The sequence below is a fragment of the Mesorhizobium sp. P3_A9 genome, from assembly GCF_056402975.1.
The window spans coordinates 1-10999 of sequence record NZ_JBFUGJ010000200.1 but is presented as its reverse complement, the minus strand read 5'-3'; the positions used below and the strand labels follow the sequence as shown (position 1 = coordinate 10999).

Below are 10999 nucleotides of genomic sequence, written 5' to 3'. Positions count from 1 at the left end.
AGATGGCGTCCCATTCGTCGTCSGGCATCGACCAGGCGAAATCCTCGTCRCCGCCGGCGACAAAMTCSTCATAGTCGAKCGWGCCGATGCGYTCGCCCTTGGGATAGGGYGCGTCGGCGGCGTAGTCGGGATCGTCRTARTCGATGACCAGCGGCTTGACCTTGGCCAGATCGAGGGCCTGCCGGACGACGCCTGAGAATTCGCGGTCGACGATCAGCACCTTKGTTTCGGCGTGGTCGAGCTGGAAGGCAATGACCGCGGCATCGAGGCGGGTGTTGAGCGAATGCAGCACCGCCTTGGTCATCGGYACGCCRAAATGCGCCTCCAGCATYGGCGGCGTGTTGGACAGCATGACGGTGACCGTATCGCCYTTGCCGATGCCGCGCTTTTGCAGCGCCGAGGCGAGCTTSAGCGARCGGCGCCAGAAATCGCGATAGCTGATCCGCTGGCCGCCATGAATGATGGCGATGTGGTCAGGATAGGTCTTTGCCGCGCGCTCCAGATAGGTGAGCGGCGTCAACGGCTGGTGGTTCGCCGCATTCCTGTCGAGATCCTGTTCGTAGGAATTGCCCATCCCGTTCTCCCCAAAGTCCTTTTCGACTTTCTAACCTTAGGACTCTCGTCAGGCCATCCCCCTGAATGGCCGAAAATGCTATGGTGTGCGGGCTTTGTGGAACGACGATCCGGGATCAGCCTTGTTGATAGGTGATCGCGCTCCAGCACGCCAATTTGACTTTTGTCGAGAGCCGTGACTAATGTCAGCCGAGGAGGCGGCATGGCGATCCGACCGGCAGAACAGCTCATTCACAAAGCCGCCTGGCTCTATTATGCGCATGGCCTGCGGCAGGACCAGGTTGCAAGCCAGCTTAACATTTCCCGTGCCTCGGTGGCCATGTATCTGCGCAAGGCGCGCGAGACCGGCATCGTCAACATCTCCACTTCGACCCAGTTGTTCACCGACGACGTGATGGCGCGCAAGCTTGAGGACGCGCTGAGCCTCGACGCGGTCTGGATCGCGCCGGAGAACGGCCATATCCCGGACCCGTCGACGGACATTGCCGTGCTGGCGGCGAGCGTGTTTCTCGAACTGGTCAAGAAGGGCGACCGCATCGGCGTCGCCTGGGGCCGCACCGTCTACATGATCGCCGACATCATGTCCTATGCCGACCTGCAGGATGTCACGGTGGTGCAGCTCTGTGGCAATCTCGGCGCGCCCTACTCTTACCGGCCCGACCAGTGCACGATGGAAATCGCGCGCCGGCTCAACGCCAAGGGCCTTAATTTCTATGCACCGCTGGTGCTGTCGACGGAAGATCTGGCGCGCGCGCTGCGGGCCGAGCCGGTGATCCGTGAACAATTGGCCGGCATCAGCGATTGCAATCTCGCGCTTTTTTCCGTCGGCACAGTCGATGCCGACAGCCATGTCGTCAAATGCGGCGCGCTGAACCCGGACGAAATGGCTGCGCTGCGCGGGATCGGTGCCGCCGGCGTGATCGCCGGACAGATCATCGACGCCAAAGGCGAGGCGCTCGACTGCAGCTACAACCGCCGGGTCATTTCGGCTGAACTCGCCTCGCTCGGTGCCATCGAAAAACGCCTGATGGTGGTGCAGGAGGACAGCAAGTTCGAACCGCTGCTGGCCGCGCTCGCCGGCGGACTTTGCACGCATCTGGTGGTTGGCGCGCATATGGCGCAGCGGCTGCTCGATCAGGCCGGAGCGGCGCCACAAAAAGCATCCTGAAAAGCAACCCTTCGCCGGCGCATTGTCATCAAGGCGTCGCGGCAATCCTGTTTCACCACCCAAGACARCAACTGGACGAAGCGAACATGAAGAACTTGTGGAACGACGACGCGGCCGAGAAACTCGTTGCCGACTATGCCAAGAAAGGCGTCGGCCGCGACCTCGCGCTGCGCGTCTACACGACGCGGCTGCTGGGTGGCGTGCCGCAATTGGTCCTGCATGGCGGCGGCAACACCTCCTGCAAGATCAAGGCGACCGATCTCGTCGGTGACGAATGGGACGTGTTGTGCGTCAAGGGCAGCGGCTGGGACATGGCCGTCATCGAGCCGCAGGGACTGCCGGCGGTCAAGMTGRGCGCSCTGCTCMRGGCGCGCKCGCTGGACAAGCTCGCCGAYGAGGACATGGTSGCGCTGCAGCGGGCGAAYCTSATCGACCCGTCYTCGCCCAAYCCKTCGGTCGAGACGCTGCTGCACGCCTTCCTGCCGCACAAATTCGTCGACCACACGCATTCGACGGCCATCCTGGCGATCGTTGACCAGGAAGACTCGAAGCCGCTGGTGAAGACGGTGTTCGGCGAGAAGATGGGGTACGTGCCCTACATCATGCCGGGCTTCGACCTCGCCAAGGCAGCGGCCGACGTCTTTGACGCCGACCCGACGGTTGAAGGCCTGATCCTCGACAAGCACGGCATCTTCACCTTCGGCGACGATGCCAAACAAGCCTACGACCGGATGATCCACTATGTGAACGTCGCCGAGGATTATGTSGCCAAGCATGCCAAGCCGAAGGCGGCAACGGCAGCGCTGCCGGCAAAGCTCGCGACACCGGCGTCGATCGCGCCAATGCTGCGCGGTGCTGTCGCGGTGACACGCGGCGAAGGCCGCTTCGACCGCATGATCTCTGACTTCCGCACCTCCGATGCAATTGTCGATTTCATCAATTCATCGAAAATCGCTGACTATGCTGGACGTGGCGTGTCGACACCGGATCTGTCGATCCGCATCAAGACCGGCCCGATGGCGGTGCGGGCGCCGGATGCCGACAAGGCCGGCGACTACAAGGCCGTCATCAAGAGCCATGTCGACGCCTTCGTCAGCGACTACCGCGTCTATTTCGAGACCAATGACGCGCTCGACGACGTCAAGCGCACCATGCTCGACCCGATGCCGCGGCTGACGCTGGTGCCGGGGCTCGGCATGTTCGGCCATGGCCGCACGCTGAAGGATGCGAAGATCGCTTCGGATGTCGGCGAAATGTGGATCGAGGCGGTGCGCGGCGCCGARGCTGTCGGCCRKTTCCAYCCSCTGTCSAAGGCCGACCTSTTCCCGCTCGAATACTGGTCGCTGGAGCAGGCCAAGCTTGCCTCCAACAAGCCGAAGCCTCTGACCGGCCAGGTGGTGCTGATCACCGGCGGCGCCGGCGCGATTGGTGCTGCTACGGCGAAACTCTTCGCCGACAATGGCGCCCATGCCGTGGTCGTCGATCTCGATGGCGACAAGGCCGCTGACGCCGCGAAAAAAGCCGGCAACAATTCGATCGGCGTCGGCGCCGACATCACCGACCCGGCACAGGTACGCGCCGCCTTCGACAAAGCGGTTGCCGTGTTCGGCGGCGTCGACATTCTCGTCTCCAATGCGGGTGCGGCCTGGGAAGGCCGGATCGGCGAACTCGACGATGCGCTGCTGCGCAAGAGTTTCGAGCTAAATTTCTTCGCTCACCAGTCGGTGGCGCAGAACGCCGTGCGCATCATGCTCGAACAGGGCACCGGCGGCGTACTCCTGTTCAACACCTCCAAGCAGGCCGTCAATCCGGGCCCGAAATTCGGCGCCTATGGCGTGCCGAAGGCGGCAACTTTGTTCCTGTCCAGGCAATACGCGCTCGATTACGGCGCCCATGGCATTCGCTCGAACGCCGTCAACGCCGACCGCATCCGCTCGGGCATTTTGACCGATGCCATGATCGCCAGCCGCTCCGGCGCGCGCGGCGTGTCGGAGAAGGAATACATGTCCGGCAATCTGCTAGGCCAGGAAGTGACGGCGCAGGACGTGGCACAGGCCTTCCTGCATCATGCGCTCGCCGAACGGACCACCGCCGATGTGACGACGGTCGACGGCGGCAACATCGCGGCGGCGCTGCGGTAGGCAAAACTTTCCTTGTGATCCCCTGCCGGAAGGCAGGGGATCGACACTTAGGATACCGGAATCCTAACAAATATTGTTAGTTCTTGTGAAGCGTGATACAGGATAGGCATGAAAGCTGAACCGATGCGCACTCTCACCATCTCGCTCACCGCGCAGCAGATCGCGCGCCTGCAAAGCGCCATCGAAGGTGGTGGCTATGCCTCCAATAGCGAGATTGTCCGCGACGCTCTTCGCCTGTGGGAGCAGCGGGAGGAATTGCGCGCCCTTGAACTCGAGCACCTGAAACGCGCCTATGCCGACGGCATGGCCAGCGGCAAGCCGGTGGAAGTCGAACCTGCCGAGTTTCTACGCAATCTGAAGGCAGAACGCGGCGCCCGTGGCTAGATATCGGCTCACACCGCGTGCCTCGCAGGATTTGCGGGATATCTGGCACACAATAGCAATCGACAATGAAAAGGCAGCGGACAGGCTGCTGATGCGCATTTTTGAGAAACTGGACCTGGCGGCACAGCACCCCAAGATGGGGACAGCCCGGCCTGAGTTGAGCGCGACAGCCCGCGTGCTCATCGAAGGCCGCTACATCGTCATCTACGAACCGCAGCCGGACGGCGTCCTGGCTGTGGCTGTCGTCCACGGGATGCGCGATCCGGAACACTGGCTGTAAAGCGAGAGCCTAACTCCATATGAAAAGGGCGGCTCGTGGCCGCCCTTTTTGCGTTTATCAGACCCGCCTCTACTTCGCGTTCGGGTTCGGCATCCAGGCCGGCATGGCGACATCGGCATGGGCGAACTGCGGCAGCTTGGCCGACAGATCCTCCATGTTCTTGATGTCCTTGTCGATCAGCTCTTTCTGCGTGATCAGCGTCGGCGGCACGATGACGTTGTGGCCGGGATCTTCACCGGCGAGCAGCTGCGCCAGCGCACGCACCGAGACCTGACCGACGACGGCCGGGTTGGTCGCGGCGGTTGCCGCCCACGCGCTGTCGGGCTCGCGCATCGCGGCGATATCGGATGTCGATATGTCGGCCGAGTAGATCTTGATCTTCTTGTTCARGCTGGCCTCGTCGACSGCGATCTTCACGCCCTTGGCGAATTCGTCATAAGGGGCGAACATGACGTTGATGTCGGGGTGAGCAGTCAACACCGAACGTGCCTGGTTGGCGACGGARTTGGCGATCGGGTTGTCGAGCGTGCCGAACATSGCGACTTCSTTGATGCCGGCATATTTCTTCTTGACGTCGACCCAGGTCTCGTTGCGGCGGTCGAGCGGCGCGATGCCGGCGACATAGACATAGCCGGCATTCCAGCTCTCGCCATTGTCCTTGACCGCCTGCTCGAGTGCGAGGCGGGCCAGGTCTTTGTCGGACTGTTCGATCTGCGGGATTTTGGGGTTTTCGACATTGACGTCGAAAGCCACCACCTTGATGCCGGCGTCGACTGCGCGCTGCGCGGCGTCCTTCATCGATTCCGTCAGGCCGTGCTGGATGATGATACCCTGCACACCGAGCGCGATGGCCTGGTCGACCATGTCGGACTGAAGGGCAGCATCCTGGCGGCTGTCGAGCACGCGCAGGTCGATGCCGAGCGCCTTCGACTGCGCCTCGACGCCCGAGAGGTAGGCCTGGAAGAAATCGCCGGTCGAGAGATAACGCACCAGCGCGATCTTGACGCCGGGCTTGTCGAACGGCGCCGGCTTGTCCGCGGCCAGCGCCGGGAACTGCATCAGCATGGTTGCGCCGGCCAGTCCGAGCGCTACCTTCCCCAGAAGTCTTCTTGTGATGTTCACCTTGTTTCCTCCACTTGTGTTGAACTCGAAAATCCTGTCCGGTCGRAACTATCCCCTGCCCCTGCCCGAAAGGGCGAAGGTGAAGACAAGGGCGACGACCAGAACCACGCCCTTGACGAAATCCTGCGTGTAGTAAGGCGCGTTCATCATCGTCAGGCCTTGCAGCARGATGCCGACGAACAGCGCGCCGAYGGCSGTGCCRAAGGCGTTSGGCTTGGCGGCRCCSAGCACCGCGTAGCCGATMAGCGCYGCSGCGACMGCGTCGAGCAGCAGATTGTTGCCCGAGGCGATGTCGCCGCGTCCAAGCCGGGCGGCGAGCAAAATGCCGCCGATCGAGGCAAAAACGCCTGAAATGACATAGGCCCAGATCTTGTATGCCTTGACCGGCGCGCCGGCGAGTTCGGCGGCGCGCTCATTGGAGCCGACGGCGTACATCATGCGGCCGAAGCGGGTGTATTCGAGGAAGAACCAGATCAACACGGCGAGCACCAGCAGCACGACCACCGACACCGGAATGAGGTTCGGGATGAAGAAGTCGAAGCGGTGGCGGCCAAGCGCCAGGAAGGCATCAGAGAATTTGCCATTGGCAACCGAGCCGTCGGGCATGGTCATGCCGGTGGCGATCGAGCGGCCTTCGGTCGGGATGCGTTGCAGGCCAACCAGGAGAAACATCATGCCGAGCGTCGCCAGCAAATCGGGCACGCGCATGTAGACGATCAGCCAGCCATTGATCAGACCGACAATGGCGCCGATGAGCAGGCAGGCGACGACGGCGACGACGACGTTCTGCTCCAGCACCACCATAACATAGGCAGCCGCCATCATGGCCGAAGTGGCGACCGAGCCGATCGACAGATCGAAGCCGCCGACGACCAGCGTGGCGGTGACGCCGAGCGCCAGCACGCCGGTGATGGCGACCGACTGGAAGATGAAGACGGCACTTTGCGGCGAGACGAAACCGTCGGCGGCGATCGCGAAATAGGCGACCAGCCCGAACAACAGGACAATAAAGCCATAGCGGATGGCGTAGTCGCGCAACGTCATTCAGCGCACCCCGGCGCCGCTGCCCACTTTACCCAACTCAAACCCATGCTCTCTCCATTCCAATTCTTCCCGCCGCCGCGCTCAGGCAGCACTGTGCAGCGGCCCGCCGGCGACCTCGGCCAGCAGGCGATCGAGATCGACTTCGGCGTTGCGGTGTTCGCCGACGATTGTGTGTTCCGACATCACCAGGATGCGGTCGGCCGTCTCCAGCGCCTCGTCGAGTTCGGTGACGAACAAAAGCGTCGCGCGGCCATGGGCGCTCGCTCTCAGCTTGGCGGCGATGTCGCGCCTGGCCGAGATGTCGACACCCTGAAACGGCTCGTCGAGGATGAACAGCTTTGCGTCTTGTGCCATCCAGCGGGCGACCATCACCTTTTGCTGGTTGCCGCCGGATAATGCCGACATCTCGTCCTTCTCGGAGCGGCAGACGATGCTGAGTTGCTCGATCTGCCGGCGCGCGGTGGCGCGTTCGAGGCGGCGCCTGAGAACGCTCAGATTCGACATCCGCTTGAGGAACGGCAGGCTGACATTGCGCTCAATGTTGAAGCCGCCGACGATGCCGCTGGTGGCCCGATCCTTGGCGACGAGGAACACGCCGGCGACGATCGAATCACCGGCCGAGCGCGGCGCATAGGGCTTGCCGTTCATCGTCATGGTGCCGGCGAGCGGCTTGCGCACACCGAACAGCGTTTCGGCAAGTGCCGTCTTGCCGACGCCGACGAGGCCGGTGATGGCAACGACCTCGCCATCGCCAAGCGTTAGCGAGATCGGCTTGGCACCCTGCGCGATGCGCAGGCCTTCGACGGTCAGGACCGGTTTGACTGAGTCCCTGGCAACGATCTGGTCGAGATGAATCTTGCGGCCAAGCATGGCGTTGACCGCGCCTTCATAGTCGAGCGGTTTGGTGTCGAAGACGCCCGAAATGACGCCGTCACGCATCGAGACGATGCGGTCGGCGAGCCGCCTGATGTCGGACATGCGGTGCGAGATGTAGAGGATCGCCACGCCTTGCTCGCGCAGCCGGTCGATCAGCGCAAATAGCCGATCGGCCTCGGCGCTGGAGAGCGAGGACGTCGGCTCGTCGAGGATCAGCACTTTCGGCTGGTGCGCCAGAGCCCGCGCGATCGCCACCATCTGGCGATCGGCCAGCGAAAGGTCGTTGACGCGGGCCTTGAGATCGATGGCCAGGCCCATGCGATCGGCGACCGCCTTGGCCTCACGGCGCACGCGGGCGGGATTGAAAAGGGTCGGCACGCCCCGGCCGCTCAGCCTGTCGAGCGTGAGGTTGGTGGCGACATCGAGGTCGGCCACGACACCGTCATTGATGTTCTGGTGCACGGTGACGACGCCGGCGCGGATCGCTTCCGCCGGCTTGTTCGGCGCAAAGTCCTGACCGGCAAGCGTCATGGTGCCGCCGCCGCGCTCGTAGACGCCGCTGATGATCTTGACGAGGGTGGATTTGCCGGCGCCATTGGCGCCCATCAGCACGGTGACTTCGCCGGAATGCAGCTCGAGCGAGATGCCGCCAAGCACCTCGTTTCGGCCAAAGGATTTCCTCAGTCCCTCTACGCGGAACACGGCATTGCCGACCATGCGTTCCTCCCTGACCACGACGCTATGGTCAATATCGGCAATTGTCAACACGATTGACAATTGCCAAATCGCTTCCTAGCTTGGCCACGCCGCCATGCCTCCGTTATATCGGGAGCGCATATGCGGGAGGATGACGATGACGCAGAAATTGCCGTTCGAAGCACTGTCGGTCGAGACGCTTGCAACGCGCCTCGGCGCCAACGAGGCGCTGTGCGCCAAGATCGGCAAGGACACGGCACACTGGAAAGTCCGCGAAGTCGGCGACGGCAATCTCAACCTGGTGTTCATCGTCGAGGGCGCCAGCGGTGCCGCCGTGGTCAAGCAGGCGCTGCCCTATGTCCGCCTGGTCGGCGACAGCTGGCCGCTGCCGCTGAAGCGTTCCTTCTTCGAGTATCACGCGCTGACCCGCCAGGAGGCCCGTGCGCCGGGCTCGGTGCCGACGATCTATTATTTCGATGAAGGCCAGGCGCTGATCATCATGGAGTATCTGGCGCCGCCACACATCATTCTCAGGCGCGCCCTGATTGACGGRCGCCARCTSCCGAACATCGCCCGGGATATCGGCCTGTTCATGGCCCGCACGCTGTTTCGCGGTTCCGACCTGTCGATGGTGACCAGGAACCGCAAGGCCGATCTGGCGCTGTTCGCCGACAATGTCGASCTCTGCGACATCACCGAAAACCTGGTGTTTTCCGATCCCTATTTCGACGCCAAAATGAACCGGCATACATCGCCGCAGCTCGACGGCCTCGTTGCCGAACTGCGTGCCGATCGCGACCTCAAGGTCGAGGCGCAGCGGCTCAAGCACMTKTTYGCCGCCAATGCCGARACGCTGCTGCATGGCGATCTGCATTCCGGCTCKATCATGGTCACCGACMMGGARACCMGGATGATCGATCCGGAGTTCGCSTTCTAYGGMCCGATGGCSTTCGATGTCGGCATGCTGCTCGCCAATTTCTGGATGTCSTTCTTCTCGCARCRCGGCCAYGAGCAGACGGGCAAGCGCGATACCATGCGCGCCTATCTGCTCGGGGTGACAAACGAGACATGGTCGGTGTTCCGTGCCGAGTTCTCGCATCTGTGGCGCAGCGAGCGCACCGGCATGCTCTACCAGAAGAGCCTGTTCGAGGATCAGGGCGACATACTCGCCGCCGAACAGGCGCTCGATCATGTGCTGCACCAGATATGGACCGACCTGCTCGGCTTTGCCGGCATCGAGGTGCACAGGCGCATCCTCGGCCTCGCCCACAATGCCGATTYCGAGACCATCGCCGACGAGGATTTGCGCGCCTCCTGCGAGGCCAAGGCGCTTAAATTCGGCCGTCACATCGCCGTCAACCGGCGCCAGATACACAGCATCGACGAGGTCAACACTCTGGCCACGCTGATCGAACGGGAGAGCAGCATTTGAACGTCGGCGACCGCCACTATCGCACCATCTGGCTGAGCGACGACGGGCGTTCGGTTGACATCATCGACCAGCGCTGGCTGCCGCATGATTTCCGTGTCGAGACGATCGGCACGGTCACCGGCATCGCCACCGCCATCCGCGACATGTGGGTGCGTGGCGCGCCGCTGATCGGCGTCACCGCCGCCTATGGCGTCGCCATGCAGATGGCTGACGATCCGTCCGACGAAGCGCTCGATGCCGTGTGGGAGACGCTGCACGAGACGCGACCGACGGCGATCAATCTGCGCTGGGCGCTGGACGAAATGCGGCGCTTCCTCAAGCCGCTCGCACCGCAGGAACGTGCCGCGGCCGCCTATCGGCGCGCCGGTGAGATCGCCGACGAGGATGTCGGGCTGAACCGCGCCATCGGCGAGAATGGTCTCGCCATCATCAAGGCGATCGCCGCGCGCAAGCAGCCGGGCGAGACGGTCAATATCCTCACCCACTGCAATGCCGGTTGGCTCGCCACCGTCGACTATGGCACCGCGACCGCGCCGATCTATCTGGCGACCGAGGCCGGCATTCCGGTCCATGTCTATGTCGACGAAACGCGGCCGCGCAACCAGGGCGCCCAGCTGACCGCCTGGGAGATGGCCGGGCACGGCGTGCCGCACACACTGATCGTCGACAATGCCGGCGGCCATCTGATGCAGCGCGGCGCGATCGACATGGTCATCGTCGGCACCGACCGGACCACMGCCGATGGCGATGTCTGCAACAAGATCGGCACCTATCTCAAGGCGCTSGCCGCCGCCGACAATGACGTGCCGTTCTATGTCGCGCTGCCCTCGCCGACCATTGACTGGACGGTGCATGACGGGCTGGCCGAAATCCCGATCGAGCAGCGCTCGGCCGACGAGGTCTCGCTGGTCTGGGGCAAGACCGCCGGCGGCGAGATCGCCCAGGTGCGCATCTCGCCCGAAGCGACGCCGGCGGCGAACCCGGCCTTCGACGTGACTCCGGCTCGGCTGGTGACCGGACTGATCACCGAGCGCGGCATCGCCAAGGCCTCACGTGAGGGCCTGAAGGCGATGTTCCCCGAACGCGGATAGCGTCTGCACGCCGAGCTCGCGAGCGCCAAGTTCGTGAGTTTCAGGCAGCGCTGCTCTTTGCGGTCTCCAGCACGTTGACGAAATGCAGTGAGCTCTGCAGGGCGCGACGAATGGTTGCGATATCGACAGGTGTGTTTCGCCGTTGGGGATCGCGGCGCTGCGGGCGCTCCAGTCGCAAGGGCAGTTCAATGC

10 protein-coding genes are annotated in these 10999 nt (G+C 63.2%); 6 read left to right on the top strand and 4 right to left on the bottom strand.

Going from position 1 to position 10999, the window contains the following annotated elements:
• Window positions 1-574: AMP-binding protein (locus tag AC1DX0_RS23155; protein ID WP_477356979.1), on the bottom strand; the 574-nt coding region annotated here is incomplete at its 3' end.
• Window positions 575-775: 201 nt separating this feature from the next.
• Here AC1DX0_RS23155 and AC1DX0_RS23150 point away from each other — a divergent pair.
• From AC1DX0_RS23150 to AC1DX0_RS23135, 4 genes are all read left to right on the top strand, one after another.
• Entirely contained in the window at window positions 776-1741 is a 966-nt protein-coding gene (locus AC1DX0_RS23150) for a sugar-binding transcriptional regulator (protein WP_477221081.1), read from the top strand.
• Window positions 1742-1827: 86 nt separating this feature from the next.
• The gene (locus tag AC1DX0_RS23145; RefSeq protein WP_477356977.1) at window positions 1828-3882 is read left to right on the top strand and encodes a bifunctional aldolase/short-chain dehydrogenase; all 2055 of its coding nucleotides are present in this window, start codon (window positions 1828-1830) and stop codon (window positions 3880-3882) included.
• A gap of 123 nt (window positions 3883-4005) precedes the next feature.
• Window positions 4006-4266, top strand: a complete 261-nt coding sequence (locus AC1DX0_RS23140; protein WP_477221100.1) for a ribbon-helix-helix domain-containing protein — start codon at window positions 4006-4008, stop codon at window positions 4264-4266.
• Entirely contained in the window at window positions 4259-4546 is a 288-nt protein-coding gene (locus tag AC1DX0_RS23135; RefSeq protein WP_477221079.1) for a type II toxin-antitoxin system RelE/ParE family toxin, read from the top strand. The genes AC1DX0_RS23140 and AC1DX0_RS23135 overlap by 8 nt, the downstream gene beginning before the upstream one ends.
• Window positions 4547-4615: 69 nt before the next feature.
• Here AC1DX0_RS23135 and AC1DX0_RS23130 read toward each other — a convergent pair whose 3' ends face one another.
• The 3 genes from AC1DX0_RS23130 to AC1DX0_RS23120 form a co-directional block, all read right to left on the bottom strand.
• The gene (locus AC1DX0_RS23130) at window positions 4616-5668 is read right to left on the bottom strand and encodes a substrate-binding domain-containing protein (RefSeq protein ID WP_477356975.1); all 1053 of its coding nucleotides are present in this window, start codon (window positions 5666-5668) and stop codon (window positions 4616-4618) included.
• Between the two features lie 48 nt (window positions 5669-5716).
• Window positions 5717-6712 (bottom strand): ABC transporter permease, encoded by a 996-nt coding sequence (locus AC1DX0_RS23125; protein ID WP_477356973.1) that lies wholly within the window; start codon window positions 6710-6712, stop codon window positions 5717-5719.
• 81 nt (window positions 6713-6793) lie between these two features.
• Entirely contained in the window at window positions 6794-8305 is a 1512-nt protein-coding gene (locus AC1DX0_RS23120; protein WP_477221076.1) for a sugar ABC transporter ATP-binding protein, read from the bottom strand.
• Between the two features lie 136 nt (window positions 8306-8441).
• On the opposite strand from AC1DX0_RS23120, the gene mtnK reads away from it, so the two are divergent.
• Both mtnK and mtnA read left to right on the top strand, forming a co-directional pair.
• Window positions 8442-9716, top strand: a complete 1275-nt coding sequence (gene mtnK, locus AC1DX0_RS23115) for an S-methyl-5-thioribose kinase (protein ID WP_477356971.1) — start codon at window positions 8442-8444, stop codon at window positions 9714-9716.
• Complete coding sequence (mtnA, locus tag AC1DX0_RS23110; RefSeq protein WP_477221074.1) at window positions 9713-10807, top strand: S-methyl-5-thioribose-1-phosphate isomerase; 1095 nt, start codon at window positions 9713-9715, stop codon at window positions 10805-10807. The genes mtnK and mtnA overlap by 4 nt, the downstream gene beginning before the upstream one ends.
• Window positions 10808-10999 lie beyond the last annotated feature (192 nt).

Bases quoted from the DNA above. Each gene is read 5' to 3' on its own strand.
- AC1DX0_RS23140 (WP_477221100.1), top strand. From the start codon at position 4,006: ATGCGCACTCTCACCATCTCGCTCACCGCGCAGCAGATCGCGCGCCTG.
- AC1DX0_RS23120 (WP_477221076.1), bottom strand. From the start codon at position 8,305: ATGGTCGGCAATGCCGTGTTCCGCGTAGAGGGACTGAGGAAATCCTTT.
- AC1DX0_RS23150 (WP_477221081.1), top strand. From the start codon at position 776: ATGGCGATCCGACCGGCAGAACAGCTCATTCACAAAGCCGCCTGGCTC.